Source organism: Alloprevotella sp. oral taxon 473 str. F0040 (assembly GCF_000318095.2).
Lineage (GTDB): Bacteria > Bacteroidota > Bacteroidia > Bacteroidales > Bacteroidaceae > Alloprevotella.
On record NZ_KB290718.1, the window covers coordinates 126090 to 146806 of the forward strand.

The following is a 20717-nucleotide window of genomic DNA, read 5'->3' on the forward strand; positions in this document are numbered from 1 at the left end:
TCGAAGCGTTACAGTAAAAACTCCGAGACTTTTGGACAAAAGTAGGAGTTATTCTCCACACCGCTGCGGAAAGCATTCATCCTCCATCAGAGTAGGGTTAAAAAGCTAATTTGCATTCTCTCGCGCGCACGCGTACGCACGCATTACAGCAGTTTATCACTTTTCACCTTCACAACCTTCACAGAATTCCTTGTAGAACACTGAATATAAGACATATACAAGCATATTAGGAACATCGTTTATTTATGAATCTTCATCAAGATGCGAAATCTGTAATGTCTACCCTTGAACAATGATGAGTCGTGAAGCCCAAAATCAGCCTAGTCTTAGAAAACGCCACCTAGATTGGTGAAGGTTGTGAAAGCAAAAACGTCAAATTACCAGGGAAGGCGCGCGTGACACGCACGCGCGAGAAAACATCCTTGGTCGAAGGCTAAAAAAAATCTTTCTGACCATGCTTACCATCATAAGATTTAACATCGAACCGTAATCCTGCTTGTGACTCCCCCAAAATATATCATCATCAAGGAAAAGCAGAGAACACACATTCATTCATGAATTGCCATTCATACCTTACAAAACAGACCACTCCTAAAGAAAAAAGTGCAGTTTTCTGCGTTTTATTCACTCTTTGCGCCCATATCCTCCCATATACTTATAGGGGGATAACTCCTTAAAACCAGATATCCGCCCCACACGGAGGAAACATCCTAATTCCTTTTCCATCCTCTTTCACGGCTATAGGCCAACACAATATATTTCAACCACAACCTTACTAATCTTGCTCCCAAGAGTAGCCCTCATTCTAAAAACATTTGCCTCATCACCAGATGGCAATGAGGCAAATGTGTCAAAAGGATTAAGATCGGCTACGGCCTATCGTATGAGATGCACAGAAACTTCCATACGAAAGGAAAACCTTTACTTGCTGATAGACGGAGCGACCTCTTTACGAAGAAGATCATAACCAGCGTAACGACTTGAAGAGGGGTAACCGCGACGAAGTTGATCGGCCTGCACGAGTTGCAGACGACGGAGGAAGTGGTCGTAGTTGCGATGCGCTTGCGGAGTCCAACCCACTTCTGCCAACGCCATTGCGCGAGGGAAGGCTTGATAGTAGATACGTTCGGGCTGAGGCATACATTCGCTCCAGAGCGTACCAGTCACACCAAAGAGATAGTTGCGCTCAAATTCCTCACCTTGTCCCCAAGCAGGATCAAGATCGTAGACACGCTTGAGACTCGTCACAGGCATTCCCCAGTTGACTTCGGGTAAATCGCCGCGATCCATGGGATAATCAAAATAGCAGTGTTCTCCTGGGCAAAGCATGATTTGTGCCTTGTTGGCACGTGCAGCATCGATAGCGGTTTTGGTGAGGCCATTGCGCCAAGCGAAGGTGATGCAACCAGGTTGGATTTCCTTGAAGTCGGTTTCGTACCAGAACATGGGCGTCTTACCTAGCTTGTCACGGAGATGAGCAATCACGCGGTCAAACATGTACTTCTGCAACTTCCAGTTTTCTGAACGATCGCGGGTAGTGATGCCTAGTTTCTCTTTGAGAGCGATGCAGGCAGAGTCAGTGGTCCAGTCGTCGAGCGGAGGATTGCCTGCCTCGTCACCACCAAGATGCACGTAAGGTGCAGGGAAAACTTTGGCGAGTTCGTCAAAGACGTCAAAGAGGAACTGGTAGGTGAATTCAGAGGCAGGATTGAGCAAATTGTTAGACACTCCGCTGGTGGTGCGCACAGGCACCTTCTTGTTGCCCACGGTAAGTTGAGGATAAGCGTGAATGGCGGCAACTTCGTGACCTGGCATCTCGATTTCGGGAATCACCATGATGTGGTGCTGAGCAGCAAAGTCCACGAGTTCGCGCATCTCGTCTTGGGTGTAAAAACCACGACTGGTGTATAGCATGTCGTCCATGGCAGGGCGCATGCTGCTTTCTGCTACCAAACGAGGATATTTCTTGATTTCGATGCGCCAGGCTTGGTCGTCCACGAGGTGGAGGTGGAGGGCGTTGTATTTATAGCGCGCCATCTCAGTGACCATGCGTTTAAGTTCGGCAAAGGGAATGAAGGTGCGCACGGGATCGACCATGAGTTCACGCACACGAGTGCGAGGAGCATCTACAATTTTCACGGGTTCAAGCATCTGGGGCTGTGCCGTGAGAAGTTGTTCGAGAGTGGTCAATCCATAGAATACACCAGCAGGGGTGCTTCCCTTGATGACGATACCTTTCTTGTTGGCCGTGAGTTCGTAGCCTTCGGCATTTTGCACGGTGGCATCGAGGAGTAATTGCACTTTGGCACAACCACGCAACACATTGAGCCCTGAGCGATTGCGGAGGATGCGACGGGCATGGGCAGCTTCGTTTGCAAGCTCGGGCGCAGCTTCGATTTTCCCGATTTTGTTCACCATAAGGGGCTTGCCCTTCTGCACTTCCAACTGGGCAGGATAAGGGATGAGGGAATATTTCTCAGTGGCAGCCTTTGCCCAAAGGTCGAAGGTGGGCTGGGGCAAATGGGCCGAGGGCACGCCTTCAAAGGCGGCAAAGCCCACTCGCAGCAATGTGGCACGAGAGATGTCGAACTGGCGGAGCGCGATGCAGCCATTGAAGGCGCCATCTTCTACAATGGTCACAGTGCTAGGAAGCGCAATCTCTTGCAAGTTCTTGCAATGGAAAAAGGCTTGACGACCGATGCGTTTCACCCCTTGGGGCAGCACTACCTTGCGCAGTCCACGGTAGCCTAGGAAAGCATTATCGGGAATTTCCGTGCAGGTAGCTGCACTGAGGTCAAGCACCTCGACATTGGGGCAGAGATCACGGATTTGACGAAAATCGCCATTGCGATCACTACTCAGCGTGCCTGTGAGCACAAGGATTTTAAGACCAGCCTTGAGCTCAGCTGGGAGCAAACGTACCTGGGATGTGGTGGCACGTCCTTGACTGAGGTCTAAGGTGTAGGCTTCTACAGGGGCACTCGAGTCGGATGGGCTTTGCGCGACAACAGGTAGTGCCAAAAGGCAGCACAACAATGCTGCAGAACAACGGGAAAGTAGGTGCATAGATTAGGCTAAAATGTAAGATGATGAATAAAAACAGAGAAGACTAGACACAAAGACTAGTCTTCGATTGTTACCTTGCGACGACCATCGGGCATCTCTAGAATTTCAACACGCACCGCATTGTCGGGCAGCAAGGGTTCGATGAGTTCAGGCCACTCGATAAAACAAGGTGCTCCAGAATAGAAGTAATCATCGGTGCCAATGTCGAAGGCTTCTTCCACGTGCCTGATACGATAGAAATCGAAGTGGTAAACAGGCCCCTCCAACACTGCACTATGATATTCATTGACGATGGCAAAGGTGGGCGAGTTCACCACATCGTCCACACCGAGGGCATCACAGAGAGCTTTGATGAATGTAGTTTTTCCCGCGCCCATCTTGCCATAAAAGGCAAAGACATTGCGGCGCTTGTTACGAAGATCTACCGCGGCAACAAATTCTTGTGCCGTGGTATTGATGCTATCAATGGTTTCTATGATAAATTCCATACGTGCAAAGTTACAATAATCATGGAAATCTAGAGAACTATCCCTCTGAAAATGGGACTTTTTTTCTTCCGATTTAACATTTTCTGCGTGCTTTTTGAACGGATACAACAACAAACTATAAGCAAAAACACGCATTTCCTCAACAGGGTGGGAAATGCGTGCATGAAGAAGCTACCAGGATGTGTCTAGCAGAGCTATGATTCTGATGCACACCTATTAAACTTTGGGACGATTGATGGAAGGGCGGCGCGCTAGAACACTGCTGTCGCTCCATCGGCTGCAATCACTTTGCGCACTCGAGGAGTGGGCGATTCAAACAAATAGCAAGCTGGCTGATCATAGCGAGTACGGATGCCTAAAAGATGGGAGATGCTGCGCGACAACACATCGGTCATCACGGGTTGGTCTTTGATGCGCTGCAAATTGTTCCACCACTGGGGAGCTGCCTCTCGGAGCTTCGGAGAAGCATAGACCATAAAGGGCACTTTCACGATGTTGGGGGCAAGGGCATTGCCTGCATGACCTACAAAATCGGGATTTTTAGGATCATCAAAAAGACCTTCGCCATGATCGGAAACATAGATAACCAACGAACGCGAATGGCTGTAGTGCTCCATGATTTGACTCACTACATAATCGTTGTAGAGGATGGAGTTGTCATATTGCGCCACTACCTCTTTCTGAGCAGGAGAAAGAGTTTGGGCTATATCTTTTGCCCCAAAGCGCGCAAAACGCTTAGGGTAGCGATGAGCATAACCAGCATGAGAGCCCATGAGGTGAACAACCGCAAAGAGTCCGCGCTTGTGTGGCTGTGCTTTCGCCACCTCATCGAAGGTGAGTAAGTGGGGCAGGAGTTGTTCGTCGTAGAAAAGGGAATCACTCAAGAACAAATCGTTGGTTTTGTTCAAACGATAGGCATTTCCCATGAGCGTGTCGGCAGCTGACCCAAAGAGCTGTTGCACAGACCATGGTCCACCGGTGCTCTCTTGATTGGTGATCCAAGCCGTGGCATATCCTCCTCGTTTGAGGACAGAAAGGAGATCAGGGTATTGGTGCCAATGGTCTTTAGGCCGTTCGTTGGTGTAATAAGTGAGCATGGCCTGTGTGGAAGCAATAGTGGCATTGGCTGGACTCACGGCATTGGAGAAGATGCAAAGCTCACCTGCTTGAGCAAGTTGACTAAGATGGGGAGTCGTTGGCAAGGGATAACCATAGCACTGCATGGAGGCAGCTCGCGCACTCTCTCCCAAGACTAAGATGACATTGACCTCTTCACCCAAAGGGGACGCCACGGTGTCTGTGACTGCGGCTTCAGCTGCCAAGTGCATGCTCTGCCGCTGGGAGTCTAGCTGTTGTCCCATGCGCACAGCTCGTAAGAGTCCCCACGCCATTCGGTCGTTGGTCGTGGTGCGCGCTGGGGCATAAGCCCACTGCCAGTTGCGATAGCGCGTGATGGAAAGTCCAAAACCGAGAAAAAAACAAACCACTCCAACAGCAGCAAACGTGATGGGACGAAGGCGACGCAAAAAAAGAATTACCCCCCAAGAAAGAAGAACCAACAAGCCTATCATTAACAAGAAGAGCTCCCAATAATGACTAATGCTCGCGATGAACTCTGCACTTTCACGCGAATCACTAGCCACAATACTTTTGCACATTTCAGGATTATAGACGGTATCGTACGCCTTGAGCAGAAGTGCTTCTCCAAGTGCTAGAAATCCAGAAAGAATGACCCCTAGAGCTGCCAACGTATGACGCAACCACCGCAAGGGAAACAGAGCTGCTGACAGCACGATTAGAAAAGCCCAACCACCAGCCTCGAGAAAAAGAATAGGCTGTGAAATAAGCACATCCAGCATACTGTACTTCTGACTAACCATGAGCAGATTCCACAAGAACCACTCAGAAAGTAGAAGCTGAGAGACAAAAACAGCAGCAAAAGCCCAGCGCAAATCGGCGATGCGTGCCAATAGAGCGGTTAAACGTACCGGAATCTTTTGAAAAACGCCATCAAATGGACTATTTTTTCTAATCATTGAAAAGGAGACTTTGATTTTATATAACAAGAGAAGAAGAGGCTATGAGATTAGTCAATCACCTTTCATTCATACATTTTGCGAAGTTACAACTTATCAGCAGTAAGAACCTTCTAATTAACAATAAATAAACACGCATTCCTCGATTTTTCAAAGGAATGCGTGCTCAATTATTCAGGTTGGCGCTTATGCTTGCTTTTCTTTTGCGAGCAATTCGCTGGTGATGCGCTGGAGGCCTGCAATAAGTTTATCGAGAGAAACCCCGGAACGTTCGCTCATCTTTTGCACATCGGCTTTTTTTGCCATCAATTTGCCGAAAGGCGTGCGCAGCATGGCAAAGAGGGAGGAGATTTCGGTGAGACGATTGCGCAGTTCGGGGAAACGATTCAACAAATCCATCAAACGCGTGGTGGGCGTGATTTCGACTTCTCCCGATGCGGTGTAGCGGAGACCTTCACTGGCAATCTCTTCTGTGTCTTCTGCTTCGACCTGAGTGGCAGCAGCAGGAGTGGATGAGGGCTGCGCGGTGGAAGCTGCTGCGTTGTCGGTGGGAGCTTCCGTGGGAATGCCTTCATCACTTGCCCATTTGAGGAGAGTTTGCGAACCTTCGAGGGCGCGGATGTGGGTGCAGTCTTGCATCACTTCGATGACTCCGCGGAAGTTGCCTTCAGCATCGCGCACCGCTACATAAATGATGTAGATGAAGAAGTCGGGCTTGTTGATCCAGAACTCGGCTTTATCTTGTTCTCCACTGCGGAGTTTGTCGATGACTTCACGCACCACATGAGCACTCTTACGAGGATGGCAATTCATCACCTGACGACCTATGACGTTTTTGCTGCGTGGGAAGATGCGGTGGTCGGTGTCGGAATAGAAGCAAACGAGTTCGTTTTCATCTACAAAACTGATGTCGAAGGGCAGATGCTGATAGATGAGATTGATTTGCTCCAAGGTAAGTTTACCAGTGGTGACATCGAGTTTTTCGCTTCCTCCAGCAGAATAGCCGTATTTCGAGAGAAGTTGTTGCAAATCGGCGGCAAAGCCAGCAGCTTCGGGAGCGGAAGATGCAGAAGTGTCGGTGGATTTTCCAGCAACGGTTGTGCCTTTAACACGCTTCTCCGCAGGGGTGAAGAAGGCGTATCCAATTTCCAAATCACCCTCTTTCATATCTTCAAATTCCTCTGCCGTGATCATGGCATAAGAAGTGGGATAGAGGATAGTTTCTTCTTTCTCCATCAAATCGCGACCATAGAAGATGAGTTTGTTGCACGACTTGATGAACTCTTCTTCGTTGCCTGCTTCGAGGAGATTATAGGCATCGCGGATGTTGTCGCGCACCATGTCGTCAAAAGTCCACATCGTGGTGGTGGGACGGTCGAAGCCTTTTTGCTCCAAAAGGGGATAAAGCTGGTTTTGCTTGCGCGAATAGTGGATGGGGTATTTGCGAATTTGGTCAAAAAGCTCCAACCACTGATTCTTGATGACGGGATATTGCACCAAGTCTTCCACGGCAAGGAGGAGGCGCTTCATCTCCTCGTTCTCTTGATAATAGCGAGAGAGAGGATGATCTTCGGGCACATCGGGACGAGAATAGTCCATGTATCCTTCAAAGAGTTGGATTTTTTGCGCCATATTTTCGCGAATGCACTCTTCGTCGGTGTGTTCGATGAGTGTTTGTTCGATGAAAGCGAGGTGGAAAGGACGGATTTTTCCCACACGCTCTGCCACTTCTTTACGTCCTTCTTCGAGGGTTATTTTTCCTGTGACATAGCGTGTCTCAATATCTAAAACAGCTTGCATCTTGTCCAAATCGATTTGTGGAAGATGCGCTTGCATTTGATGATTCATAGTTAAGTATGCGTGTTGTTTGTTGTTGTATTGTTTGTTGTTGTATTGTTTGTTGTTGTGTGCAGCAAATGTACTAATTTCTAGACAGTCCACAAAGTAGCTGGCGCACAAAATATATTTTTTCAGAAAATACGATTCACTTTTCCACCTAACACTTTGGTACTTTGGTGGGTTTCTGCTAACTTTGTCGATAGGACGAAGAGAGTTTCTCTAAAAGAGTTTCTCTAAACTTATATGGTCTGTATTTCTGGGATAATTCCCTCTTGTCATGAAGACACTCCTTGCCAATTTTTCCCATGAACTCACGAGAACTCTTGAAGTTCTCTTGAAATAACTCCGCCGCTTTATGGATAAAAAGAACATCATCGCTCTTGCGCTTTCCTCATTGTTGGGGGCTTCTCAAGTGCAAGCTCAGCGCACTATAAATACGCCTCCACAGAAGGACGAGACTACACAAACTTTCAAGGACTTGTGGAAAAATGTGGAACAACACCGCAGAAAGGATCTCCCCAAAAGTGCCCTCAAAGCAGTCCATACGATTCGCCAAAAGGCTCTGGAAACCCATGATACTCCACAACTGATAGCAGCGATGCTCTCCACTTATCAGCTGGAAAAAGAAATATCGCCCGATAGCACTCAAAGGGTGCTTGAAGATATGGAACGATTTTGCGCTGCTGAGATGCGCCCTGTGCCTCGTGCTTTGTGGCATTTCGTATTGGCTCAGGTGCTGAACCAAGAATCATCTATGGAGGACATCTTTGGTGAAGAATCGGTAGACCACGAAGCAGAAGTACTCGATGAAGCACTTGAAGGAGGCGAAGAAGCTGGCGAGCAGGCAAAAACGCCGCTCACACGTTCACTGGAGCATTTTCGCGCTGCCTTTCAGGATATACCTGCCTTGGCAACTGCTAAGGTGGAGGATTATGAGGCTCTCTTCAATGCTTCTCCCAAAGCAGCAACAAGGATAGACCACAAACTGCTGGTGGCGCTACTCCAAGACCTCTTTGAGATTGAAAATTATCACTCAAAACCTCCTTTCAGTGTTGCAGAATTTGTCGCATTGCTCGAAAAATCGCGCGACCTGTTCCTCAAGAATCAAGAAGAGCGTGCTGCGTTGCAGGCTGAGATTCTGCTCCTTCAGGCGAAAGGGGACTCTTATCTGGAGAATTTCACAGCAACACTTTCCTTGGATAACGATGAAAATACTGATGTAGGGGGAAAATGTACCTTTGCTTCACAAGCTGCCACTTTGGAAGCGGTGGAAGAAGTGCTGGCGCGCTATGGTCACCTCCCCGAAGCTGGCAAGGTGGCAGCACTGCAATGCCAACTAATGGCTAGTGATGAGGAGAATCTCGCGCAACAACTGCCTAAAGCGATAACACTGGCAAAGGAATACACAAAAAAATATGCGGATTTCGCTCACGAGTTTAAGAATTTTATCAACGAACATACCCACCCCACATTTGAAGTGGCGTGGGCTGACAACAAAGAAGTGAAAGCAGGACGTGCGCTCTACCCAGAAACTGAGGTGGTGCTCCCTGTGAAGTTTCGCAATGTACAGAAAGCGAGCCTGCAACTCTATCGTCTCTCGAACATTTCTGCCACAGAACTGGAGAAAGCCAATGCGAGCAACCACGTGCAAGAGCGTTTGCAACAGATTTTGAAAAAGCATGGGGCGAAAGTACCGCTTTTCACCAAACTGATGCGCCCCGATGCGCCTCCTGCCTACGAAGAACGCGAAGACTCGATTGCATTTCAAGCTCCGAAGTCGGGACTCTATATGATGCGTCTCACCGTAGATGGATGGTACGACAGACTTGCGCCTTGCTACGTATCACGCGGCCAACGCTTGCTCTTCAATAGTGCGAGCCGACACAAAGATGCTCCGGAATATCTAGTGGTGGATCAACGATCTGGCGAAGAAATCAACAACAAAGCCGACTTAGACGCTCTGCCCGAAATAGGAGAACTTCCCTTCTGGATGCAACGCAAGCACACTCAACTGAACTTGAAAGCGGAACACTCGATTACGGTGTACACCGATCGTGAAGTCTATCGTCCTAGCCAAAAGGTGGAAGCCTCAGCTCTGATCTATACGCAAGAAGAAGATATCTATCAGGTGCTCCCCAATGCGCCAGTGAAAGCACGACTGCTCGACACCGATTGCAAAGAGGTGAAAGCACAAACGCTGATTTCGGACGAGATGGGGGTGGTGAGCACTAAATTTATGCTCCCAAAATACTGTAAGCCTGGGAATTTCTCTGTAGAATTTGCTTTGGTGGATGCCAATGGCAACCCACATTCGGCAAGCAACACCAAGAGTTTCCGCGTGGAAGAATATAAGCGTCCGAATTTCTCGGTGAAACTCGATGACCTCACTCGCAAACTAGCGCTAACAGACAGCGTGAATTTTGAGGGAGTGGCAGAGACTTTCGCGGGAATTCCTGTTGCGAATGCAGTGCTTAAGTGGAAATTAAACCTCAACGGTTGGGGATTCTACCGTGGCAGAAACAAAGGAGGGGTAGATCATTCGTTGAAAAATCGCAGTGGTGAGACAAAGACGGACGAAAACGGAAGTTTCTCTATCCCCGTAGATTGGACATTTGAAGATGAATCATCACTCAATCTCAACTTTTCGGTGGAGGTGGTGGCTCCTGATGGCGAGGTGCAAAGCACGAATTTCAACCAGTGGATTTCTCCACGAACCGAAACAGATGAGGAGCAACAGCAGAAACCGCTCTTTGAGGTGAAATATAATGATGCTGAAGACGAAGCCCAACTCACCATCAATGGTAGTGGCCGCCTTTTCCTCCGCTTGGTGAGTACTAATCGCGGTGTGATTGAGCGCAAATCATTGGCAGTCAAAGATGGATACACCCACACTTTCCGATGGAAGGAGCAGGACAATCTGGGTGATGCGGTGACAGCTTATCTCTATCTTCTGAAAGATGGCGAATTTCACACGAAAACCATCACCGTGACTCGTCCACGTCCCGACAAGCGTTTGCAACTTTCGTGGAGCACTTTTCGCTCGCAACTCACTCCTGGACAATATGAAGAGTGGCAACTGAGCGTCACTCACCCTGATGGCAAACCCGCTGATGCGAATGTCATCGCACGATTGTATGATGCTTCGCTCGATGCCTTCCTCAATCCAGATGGAACAGCAGAGAAAGACCCATGGAAATTTCAATATCTCTTTCCGCGCGAAAAGCCTTCTGGAGATTGGTACCATCCCAATGTGGGAATGCCTTCCTTTTATCCGCGCTATTATTACGAGCCCTCCTACGATAAAGAGCAACCTAGCGTAACTTGGCGCGGTGGTTTGTTTGATTATTATTTGGACACCCAATTACGCCGTGATCGTATTACAGTCATGACTGCTGACTATGCCATGCCCGTTGCCGACTCTGCCATGGATGGTGGTAGGGTGCAAGAGGCACGAGCCATGCCGCTCAAAGCAAATAGGACAGCGAAATCGGGGCAAAATGGGGATAGTGCTGATGCCGCTAACTCTGTTCGCAAAAATTTCGCAGAAACGGCTTACTTCAATCCTACGCTTCGCACAGATGCTGAGGGTAAGGCGAGCATTAGTTTTATCCTCCCCAGTAGTTTGACCGAATGGACGTTCAACGCCTTTGCCTTCGACCGCACGCTCAATTCGGGCACACTGACTGACAAGGTGGTGGCACGCAAGCAGCTCAACGCGCAAGTGGCGACTCCACGTTTCCTCCGAGAGGGCGACCGGATGCAATGGCCCGTATCCTTATATAATAGGAGTGAGCAGTCTCAAAAAGGCAATCTCTATCTGGACATCATCGACGCAAGCACTCGAGAAACGCTCAAAAGTTTCTCTCAACCCTATGACTTGGAAGCTGGAAAATCGCTCACTCAACAATGGGAATGGGAAGTGCCTATGGGCTGTCCCGACATTGCTGTACGCGTGATGGCAAAGTCTGAAAACTTCTCCGATGGAGAGGAGCATGAAATTCCCATCCTCCCTCGCAACATCACCGTGACGGTGGCAGAACCTTTCACGGTGCGCGGCAGAGAAGACATAACAGCAAAGACCGAGAAGGCAAAAGCTGCTCTGATGGCGCGTTTGGGCAAACACAAGGATGCCAAAATAGAGGTGGCAGCGGAAAGAGATGGATACAAAGAAGTGGCTGATTTGGTGCCGAAATGGATGCAAGTGGTCAATGGCTCTGCCTACGATCAGGCGGTGAACCTTTACGGCATCCAATATGCCATGAGCTATTCACTTCGTCCTTTGGTGTCACTCTCCGATAGTGAACTACAGGCTTATCGTCAATCCGCTTACGACCGTTTGAAAGCAGAACAAACGAGCGAAGGGGGATGGAGCTGGTATCCAGGGATGAAGGCATCGCCCTACATCACCTCACAAATTGCCATTCTCTTAGCGCGTGCCAATAGACCCTTAACCGTCTATCCTCTGGACGGATCACTGCTCCAAGCTGCGATGAAGTTTCTCGACAAAGAAATGACGAATCGCATGGCAGAGTGTAAGCAAAAAAAATTGCAACCTTACGTAGGAGAAACTGAAATCAACTATCTCTATCTGTGCCACCTGCTTGACAATAAAGAAACGCCAACCATTCGTTATTGGCGCAACCAGATGAGCAAAGATGATGTGTATGCCTACACGATGTATGGCAAAGCGGTGCAGGCACAGATATTGGCAGAAACGAAATACAAAGAGCTTGCGAAGACTGCCCTGCAAAGTGTCATTGAGCACACGGTGGCATCGCCCGAAATGGGACGTTACTTCGACACTCAGCGTGCACTCAGTGGATATGCTTCCTATCGCATTCCCACTCAAGTGATGACGCTCGAGGCTTTGCAAAAGACTTCCGGCGAGGAGCTCAAACCTTTGTCACTCGATCGAGAAGAGGTCATCAATGAGATGTATTTATGGCTCTTGCAGTCGAAGCGCACGCAAGTGTGGAATAATTCCCGAGCTACCACAGATGCAGCGTATTCACTGCTCACCACTCGAACATTTTTCGGTCTATCCCCCACCTGGGGAGCGGTGGAGGCTACTTATACGGCTTCACCAGAAGAGATTGCGGCACAGGGTAGTGGGTTTAAGTTCCAACGCAGCCTGCAAGTGCTGCGCGATGGCAAGTGGAAGACACTTTCGGGTAAGCAGAAGAACACTCACTTCACGCTCAAAGTGGGAGATCACGTGCGCTGGGTCTACACCCTCAAAGCCGATCGCGACTTCGACCACGTGGCACTGAAATCCACTCGTCCGGCTGCCCTAGAGTCGAAGAATCCCTTCTCGGGGATGACTTGGATGAATGGTTTGTCTGCTTATCGCATGGTGCGCGATGCAGAGAACGAATACTTCTTCGAGCATTTGGCAAAAGGCAAGTACACCTTCTACGATGAGATGGTGGTGATGCGCGCTGGAGCCTTCAGCGGTGGTGTGGCAACGGTGCAATGCACCTTCGCTCCTGAGTTTGTGGCGCACTCTTCGGCTGTGGAAGTGGAGGTAAAACGCTAGAAATTAGCGACTATACTATGAGTTTTCTTATCGTGCAGTTGATATTTCCGCCTTCGGGAGATCTTCTCTAAAGATAGTTTTCCACCGACAGCACCGATATTTGAACTTATTTTGCTACTTCTAAACTAGCAAAATCCGCAGTTTTAACATTCTCAAGGTCGCTTTTTCCATAAATTTCTGGGAGGGGCGACCTTATTTTGTACCTTTGCGGAGTTAATATGGCAAGGCCGAGCAACCATTTCACACGAAATGGCGGAGCCGTTCCCCCTGCCACGGAACCTCTAGCTCCTCGAGTTTCGACTTGAGCGACCGCATTGTTTCGACTTCCTTGGGAGTTTGAAGGATGTGCCTTGTCGCAAATCACAAACAATGCATATTAAATCATTTGCCGTAGCCCTCTTGGCTTCGCTTTCACTAGCAAGCAGTGCCTTCGCCGCGCGTCAAACCGACGAGAAGCACACCAAAGTGGGCAACGCTACCTACTATGGCGACCGCTGGCACGGTCGTCGCACAGCCGATGGTTCGGCCTACAACAAAGATTCTATGACCTGTGCCCACCGCACGCTCCCCTTCGGAACGCTCCTTCATGTGCGCAACCCGAAAAATGGCAAGGTGGTGGTAGTCAAAGTCACCGATCGTGGCCCTTATCGTCGCAACACCATTATCGACCTCTCCAAAGCTGCTGCACAACAAATTGACATGGTGCAAGCTGGTGTGGTTTCGGTAGAAGTGACTCCAGTGGTGAATGCTAATGCACCCACCAAGACGGAGAAAACTATGCCCACTCTTCCAGAATTGCAATTGCTCGATCCTACTACAGGACGTTACTACACGATGACGCAATGGCAAGAACGCGCTGAAAAGCGCAAGGAATTGGCGAAGAACTCTTCCGCTAAACAACCTCAAAAGTTGATAGCTAAGAAGACCGCTCCTCGCTATCGAGTGAAAAACTCGGCCAAGATGGCCAATGCCAAGAAGCGATAAGTGCTACTTGGTCTGATTATGAAAATCTCTGATGTGGTTTGCCCACATCCTCTCTATTCCAAAGGGAGCCTAGCCGACTATTCGACTAGGCTCTCTTTGCATGGAAGTAAGACTTTTCTCTCCAAAGTTATGCTTACGCTCGTGAAAACGGATGTATTTGTAGACTAAAAGACAAAGCACCACAAAGAGAAGCACCCCACAAACTATCGAAAACAAGATAGCTTTTCCTAGATGTTCCTCAACAAAGTAGACAAAGAAAAACTTTTACCGGACAGCAATAATCTGAAAATAAACATACGGAGAAAAAGCATTCACAAGAGACGTTTTCTTGCTGTTTTCTTTGTCTGTTTCGCAATGAGTCTATAATTTTGTAATGTGATTTAAGAATAACTGTAATACTATTAGTAATGGCAGAAGAAACAAAAAAAGTATTATTCCTACTATTAGATGAATACACAGATTGGGAGGGAGCATTCCTTTCTACTGCCCTCCATGTAGGTGTAGTGCCGGGAGGTGAGATTAAGTATAGGGGATATACCGTAGCCCCAACCTTAAATGCAGTCTGCTCCATCGGAGGATTTAGAACATTGCCCGATTATTCTTTCGAGAACATGCCTAAAGATTATGCAGCCTTAGTGCTAATTGGTGGCAACCGGTGGGATTCCCCCGAAGCGGAACTTGTTGCACCATTGGTAGAAGAGGCTTTGAATAAAGGTCGTATTGTTGGGGCCATATGTAATGGGGTGTCATTCTTGTGTTCGCACGGCTTTCTGAACAACGTAAAACATACAGGTAACGGTCTTGACCAGCTCAAACAATGGGGTGGCGAAAACTATACAAACACAGAAGGATACATGGAAGAAAAGGCTATAAGTGATAGAAACATTGTTACGGCAAATGGTATTGGACACTTAGAGTTTACTCGTGAAATGCTTTTGCTTTTGGAAGCCACTACTCCTGAAAAGATTGATGCTTGGTATGATTTCTTCAAGCATGGATTTATGTAATAAAGACAATAACCCTTTATGCTGAATGCTAAGTTAATGGTTCATTCGACATTAGAAGTGTAGCGTGTCAGCAGGGAGGTATAAACTTTGGCAAAGAACTCTTGTGGTCGCCGCTGGTTGGCTTCTACAAGTGTGCTGCAATGAACAACGTAGTCAAGCCCCAAGTGGGAGAGGTTCATGGTCTCAACTTTCACGCCAATCTCCAATTCACGTAAAGGATCAAAGTGTTTGAGAACACCAAAGAGCATAATGATGAGGTGTTTCCAACCTGTCAAACGCTTAACATAACGCTCGCTCCCTAGCGTTTCGAGACTAATTTGTTGAATTTGGGCTTTATCCAGCAATTTAATGACCTGACTATAGACCAGCTGTCCGGTAAAATATGTACTTTAGCTCATGTTACTACTGTTTTTTTGCAACAAGCAAAATAACAAAAGAGGCTGAAATCCTACAAGAGGGTTTCAGCCTTATTTTTATCATCAGAAAAACTCTCACCGGACAGCAATAATTGCTTTTATAATAGCATAACATCAAGAACAACCCTAGTAGAGAAGGGAGCTAGAAACCAAATATTTAGCGCAATTCCGCCATCTACACAAAACAAAATAAGAAGTCCTTAAAAAGGATATGCAGATTTTCGCCCAATTTTCTCTTTTAGGCTGTATTCTACCGAGACATAAATTAGGAGGTTATTCGTAAAGTGCAGCACACAACTACAAAGAGATTTTGAGTCGCGTGGGAGGTTTTCAATCGAAAAACGGCGAGCATCTCACGCTTTTTCCGTATCTTTGCTCGTCATATTTTGCGCATTTATTTGCCGCAAGAACAACACATCAACTATACATTGACTACAATTCCATTTCACACAGACAAAACAACTATGACATACGAAATAATGGCACCCGTGGGTTCACGAGAAGCATTCGCTGCTGCCCTCAAAGCTGGTGCCGACTCCATCTATTTTGGCATCGAATCGCTCAACATGCGCTCACACTCTGCAAGTAAGTTTACCATCGAGGACTTGCACGACATCGCAGCACAATGTGAAGAGAAGGGTGTGAAGAGCTATCTTACGGTGAACACCATCATCTACGGCGAAGACCTTGCTCTCATGCGCAAAATTTGCGATGCTGCCAAAGAAGCGAACATCTCTGCCGTGATTGCTGCAGACGTGGCAGTGCTTAGCTATTGCCGCACCATCAATCAAGAGGTGCATCTCTCCACACAACTTAATATTTCCAACGAAGAGGCTTTGCGCTTCTACTCGGCATTTGCAGATGTGGTGGTGCTAGCACGTGAATTGAACATGGAGCAGGTGCGCAAAATCGCTGACTTCATCGAAGAAAACCAAATTAAGGGCCCGAACGGAGAACTTATTCGCATCGAGATGTTCTGCCATGGTGCGCTCTGCATGGCTGTGAGCGGAAAGTGCTATCTCTCGCTCGACAATCAAGGACGCTCTGCCAACCGCGGTCAGTGCATGCAACAATGTCGCCGCAAATACACGGTCACAGATAAGGAAACCGGTGTAGAGCTCGACATTGACAATGAATACATTATGAGTCCAAAGGACTTGAAAACCATCGGTTTCATCGACAAGATGATGGCGGCTGGTGTGTCTGTATTCAAAATCGAGGGCCGCGCGCGCTCAGCCGAATACGTTTACACTGTGGTGCAGTGCTACAAAGAAGCGATTCAAGCGGTGCAAGACGGCACTTACTCAGAAGAGAAGGTGAAAGAATGGGACGAACGCTTGGCAACTGTCTTCAACCGCGGTTTCTGGGATGGTTACTACCAAGGTAAGAAATTGGGCGAATGGACAGACAAGAATGGTTCTTCCGCTACAGAAAAGAAAGAATATGTGGCGAAGGGTACGAAGTATTTCTCCAAACTCGGGGTTGCCGAATTCTTGGTGGAAGCAGGAGAAATCAACTTGGGCGACAAACTCGTGGTGATTGGTCCTACTACGGGCGTAGTGTATATCGATGTCACCTCTATGCATGGCGACAACGGTCCTGTGGAAAAGGCCACAAAGGGAATGTCTGTGGCTTTCCCCGTGAGCGAAAAAGTGCGTCCTAGCGACAAACTCTATAAACTAGTGAAGACAGGAAATTGATCAAGTGTATGAAACTCGTATTTGACTTCGGCGCAGTGTTGGTGGATTTGGAAAAATCGGATGCTATCGCTGCTTTTGACCGTTTGGGAGTGGATATTCGTCCTTACATCGGCACATTTCGTCAAGGCGGTGTATTTGCTCTGTTGGAAAATGGCGACATCTCGCTGAGCGATTTCTACGATGAGATGCGCAAAATAGCCAACAATCCTGCCTTGACCGACAACGAAATTCGCACAGCGTGGGAGGCTTACCTCAAAGGCATTCCGGCAGAGCGTTTGGAGATGTTGCTCAAGATTCGTCAGCATTATGAAGTCTATGCGCTATCCAACACCAACGAGATACACTGGACGCAGAGTCTGCGAGATTTCTTCACGTGGGAAGGACATACCGTCAATGACTTTTTTGATGGGCTATTTCTCTCCTACGAACTACATAAACAGAAACCTGATGCAGCTATCTTCCAAAAGGTGACTGAGGCGATGAACTGCGCACCCAGCGAGATTTTGTTCTTCGATGACAGCGAAACCAACTGTGAGGCTGCACAAGCATTCGGATGGCAAGCACTCCTAGCACCTGCTGAGGGTGCATGGCTCAAGTATTTTGACGAAAATGGACGTTTACGCGATTGATTCTCCCCACTTTTCTTCTCCCATTGCACAAGTCTATGTGCTGAATCCTGAGGCCTTTCCGACTTTATCTAAAGACACATCGCAGCAAGACTGTACCTTTTCTTCTGAAAAAGTGGCGTGCACAGTAGGATTCTTCGATGGCGTGCATCGTGGACATCAGCATGTGCTGCAATCGCTTCGCGCTGCAGCTCGCGAAAGAGGACTTTCCACACTGGTGGTCACCTTCGCGCAACACCCACGCTCGTTGGTGCGCAATGTAGTTGCTCCTCCTTCACTCACCACACTCCAAGAGAAGATTGATTTCATCGGAGATTGCCACATTGATGCAGTGGCTGTGCTGAACTTCACTCCGGAGATGGCACGACTCACAGCGCAAGATTTTATGAAATTTGTGTTGCGTGAAGGATTCGGTGCTGACTTTTTGCTCATGGGTTATGATCATCGCTTTGGTCGTCCTAGAGCAGATGAAGGTTTTTCGGACTACGTGCATTATGGTGAAGCTGAGGATATTGAAGTTGCTCTTTGTGACAAAGAGGAAGCGGAACTGCAATTGTCGTCATCGTCTATTCGCTTGCTTCTCGAACAGGGAAACGTAGCTGAAGCCAACCTGCTCCTCGGATATCGATACCGAGTGTCGGGTACTGTGATTCATGGTTTTCAAAATGGCCGCAAGTTGGGCTATCCAACGGCAAACCTAGAAATCAACTCGGAGAAACTTGTGCCTCACCTCGGTAGTTATGCCACGTGGGTGGAGTGGCGCGGACAACGATTTGCGGGAATGACGAATATCGGCCGACGCCCAACACTCAACAATGGCACACAAATCAGCCTTGAAACGCATTTACTTGATTTCAAAGATAACTTGTATGGCGAATCGCTAACCCTTGAGTTTATCGGTCGCTTGCGCGATGAGAAACGGTTTGAGGGTTTGGAGTATCTCAAAGCTCAGCTGGCACTAGATGCCCAGAACACACGGGAGATGCTCAGAAAAACATTGTAGACACATTTATAAACCTAACATTGATATGGCTCCAATCACCAAAGATTTTCTGAAGTCGGCAGGCTTATTTTGCTTGTTTCTCTCTTTGCAACTGATTATCCCCATCCTTGCCTTAGCTCTTTCGCAAGCCCAAATCTTTCATGGGGCGCAGTTCACCATCCCAGGCATACAAGGCGATTTGCTCGCTATCACCATCCCTGCGATGGCCTTCTCATTCTTCGTAGTGCAACTTGCCTATATACTACTACTCCACTTCACGGGATGGGCAAGAATCAAACTCTTCAGTGGGAAGTCTGCTAACTTTGGTTTTTCGGGAATACCCGTCTTTCACTTTGTAGGAGCATTTCTTGTGATGAGTATGGGGCTTCAGCTTTTGCTACAGCCTTTACACTTGGACGATGGCAACACTAATGCGCTATTCCGACAACTTACGTCTAATATTTGGGGCATCCTATCTGTCATTGTGGTAGGTACTCTGGCTGAAGAACTAACCTATCGAGCTGGCATTTTGCGTTTGACACGCAAGCACATCGGCAACATTGGAGCCATTATCATCTCGGCTTTACTCTTTGGTCTCGTTCATGGCAACTTGTTTCAAGCCATTCCAGCCTTCTTCCTTGGCATCATTATGGGGTATCTGTATCTTCGCACTGAAGATTTACGCCTCTGTTGGTCAGCTCACTTAGCCAACAATGCCCTTGCTCTCCTTGCACTACGCTACCCTCCCCTAGAAAACTTTGGAACGAATTGGCCCTTAGCACAACAAATCGGCATTGGCTCACTATTGTTACTACTAGGTGGTGTAGCAGTGTTCATGAAGGGATCTCTCCTTAAAAAGGTTTTCTGTCGCACTAAGAGCTAGTCACTATTGTCTAGCTATTTACCTAAAACAGAATCTAAAGACTTATATCAACATTCTAACGTCTATAAGGCCGCTGGCCGTTTTATAATAATGCAAATAAGAAATCTCAACCTTGGCCATCGCCCTGTGCTTCTAGCCCCTATGGAAGACGTGACCGACATCGGTTTTCGTCTGCTCTGTCGCAGACTAGGGGCATCAATGGTCTATTCTGAGTTTGTGGCTTCCGATGCCCTTGTGCGCATGGTCAACAAATCTCTACAAAAACTCACGGTCTGCGATGATGAGCGTCCTGTGGTGATTCAAATCTACGGTCGCGATCCAGGAGCCATGGCAGAGGCAGCAGAGATTGTGGTGGAGAAAGCACAGCCCGACATTTTAGATCTCAACTTCGGTTGCCCAGTGAAGAAAGTAGCGGGCAAAGGAGCTGGTTCGGGCATGCTGCAAACTCCTGAACTGATGCAAGAAATCATCCGCGCAGTCGTGAATCGCGTGAGCAGTCGTGTGCCAGTCACGGTGAAGACCCGTTTAGGCTGGGACCACGAACACCGCATCATCGTAGATTTGGCAGAGCGGATTCAAGATTGTGGCGCAGAAGCTCTGACCATTCACGGTCGCACACGTTGCCAAATGTACACAGGAGAAGCTGATTGGTCGCTGATTGGCGAAGTGAAGCGCAATCCTCGCATGCACATCCCCATTATTGGCAATGGCGACATCACCTCTGGTGCAGATGCACTCCGCGGTTTTGAAGAGTATGGTGTAGACGCGGTCATGGTGGGTCGCGCCACCTTTGGCCGTCCTTGGATATTCAAGGAAATCCGCGATACGCTTGATGGTACTCCTTTTGACGTTTCTGCTGCTGTGCAGAGTGATTTCGCTCCTATGTCGCCCGACTGGCAATTGGATGTGCTCAAAGAGGAAGTTCGCCAAAGTGTAGAGCGCATCGATGAGTACCGAGGCATTCTCCACGTACGTCGCCATTTGGCCGCGACACCCTTGTTCAAAGGAATTCCCAGCTTCCGACAAACCCGCATCCAAATGTTGCGCACCGAGAAAATGGACGAATTGTTTGAACTACTAGAAAGCATCCGCCCACTACTCCACACAGACAACCTCTCGGAATAGCTGGCAGGGTGTAGTAATCACCCTACGTT

Annotated in this window: 13 protein-coding genes; 8 read left to right on the forward strand and 5 right to left on the reverse strand. The window is 48.1% G+C overall.

The window, feature by feature from the left end; all coding sequences use genetic code 11:
- Positions 1–921: 921 nt before the first annotated feature.
- The 4 genes from HMPREF9999_RS08920 to HMPREF9999_RS08935 all read right to left on the reverse strand — a co-directional run bounded on the left by HMPREF9999_RS08920 (position 922) and on the right by HMPREF9999_RS08935 (position 7438).
- A complete protein-coding gene (locus HMPREF9999_RS08920) occupies positions 922–3066 on the reverse strand; it encodes a family 20 glycosylhydrolase (RefSeq protein WP_157049649.1) in 2145 nt (714 codons plus the stop codon).
- 56 nt (positions 3067–3122) lie between these two features.
- The gene (gene tsaE, locus HMPREF9999_RS08925; protein WP_044063410.1) at positions 3123–3554 is read right to left on the reverse strand and encodes a tRNA (adenosine(37)-N6)-threonylcarbamoyltransferase complex ATPase subunit type 1 TsaE; all 432 of its coding nucleotides are present in this window, start codon (positions 3552–3554) and stop codon (positions 3123–3125) included.
- Between the two features lie 251 nt (positions 3555–3805).
- A complete protein-coding gene (locus HMPREF9999_RS08930) occupies positions 3806–5590 on the reverse strand; it encodes a phosphoethanolamine transferase (RefSeq protein ID WP_009752409.1) in 1785 nt (594 codons plus the stop codon).
- A 186-nt stretch (positions 5591–5776) separates the two neighbouring features.
- Positions 5777–7438: a PAS domain-containing protein gene (locus HMPREF9999_RS08935; RefSeq protein WP_044063436.1), complete on the reverse strand. Its 1662-nt coding sequence runs from the start codon at positions 7436–7438 to the stop codon at positions 5777–5779.
- Between the two features lie 346 nt (positions 7439–7784).
- Here HMPREF9999_RS08935 and HMPREF9999_RS08940 point away from each other — a divergent pair, with 346 nt between their 5' ends.
- From HMPREF9999_RS08940 to HMPREF9999_RS08955, 3 genes are all read left to right on the forward strand, one after another.
- Positions 7785–12965 carry an alpha-2-macroglobulin family protein gene (locus tag HMPREF9999_RS08940; RefSeq protein ID WP_009752412.1) on the forward strand — a complete coding sequence of 1727 codons (5181 nt, stop codon included), beginning with the start codon at positions 7785–7787 and terminating at the stop codon, positions 12963–12965.
- A gap of 369 nt (positions 12966–13334) precedes the next feature.
- Positions 13335–13949 carry a septal ring lytic transglycosylase RlpA family protein gene (locus HMPREF9999_RS10360; RefSeq protein WP_009752414.1) on the forward strand — a complete coding sequence of 205 codons (615 nt, stop codon included), beginning with the start codon at positions 13335–13337 and terminating at the stop codon, positions 13947–13949.
- A 407-nt stretch (positions 13950–14356) separates the two neighbouring features.
- Complete coding sequence (locus tag HMPREF9999_RS08955) at positions 14357–14956, forward strand: type 1 glutamine amidotransferase family protein (protein ID WP_009752416.1); 600 nt, start codon at positions 14357–14359, stop codon at positions 14954–14956.
- A 41-nt stretch (positions 14957–14997) separates the two neighbouring features.
- Here HMPREF9999_RS08955 and HMPREF9999_RS08960 read toward each other — a convergent pair whose 3' ends face one another.
- Entirely contained in the window at positions 14998–15324 is a 327-nt protein-coding gene (locus HMPREF9999_RS08960; protein WP_083475845.1) for a DUF4372 domain-containing protein, read from the reverse strand.
- Positions 15325–15836: 512 nt separating this feature from the next.
- Between HMPREF9999_RS08960 and HMPREF9999_RS08965 the strand changes: the two genes are divergently transcribed.
- From HMPREF9999_RS08965 to dusB, 5 genes are all read left to right on the forward strand, one after another.
- Positions 15837–17072, forward strand: coding sequence for a peptidase U32 family protein (locus HMPREF9999_RS08965; RefSeq protein WP_009752419.1), 1236 nt, complete (start codon positions 15837–15839; stop codon positions 17070–17072).
- Between the two features lie 8 nt (positions 17073–17080).
- Entirely contained in the window at positions 17081–17701 is a 621-nt protein-coding gene (locus tag HMPREF9999_RS08970) for an HAD family hydrolase (RefSeq protein WP_009752420.1), read from the forward strand.
- Positions 17682–18701, forward strand: a complete 1020-nt coding sequence (gene ribF / locus HMPREF9999_RS08975) for a riboflavin biosynthesis protein RibF (RefSeq protein ID WP_009752421.1) — start codon at positions 17682–17684, stop codon at positions 18699–18701. The genes HMPREF9999_RS08970 and ribF overlap by 20 nt, the downstream gene beginning before the upstream one ends.
- Before the next feature lie 25 nt (positions 18702–18726).
- Entirely contained in the window at positions 18727–19563 is an 837-nt protein-coding gene (locus HMPREF9999_RS10050; RefSeq protein WP_009752422.1) for a CPBP family intramembrane glutamic endopeptidase, read from the forward strand.
- 90 nt (positions 19564–19653) lie between these two features.
- Positions 19654–20688 carry a tRNA dihydrouridine synthase DusB gene (gene dusB / locus HMPREF9999_RS08985; protein WP_009752423.1) on the forward strand — a complete coding sequence of 345 codons (1035 nt, stop codon included), beginning with the start codon at positions 19654–19656 and terminating at the stop codon, positions 20686–20688.
- The last annotated feature ends 29 nt before the right edge of the window (positions 20689–20717 follow it).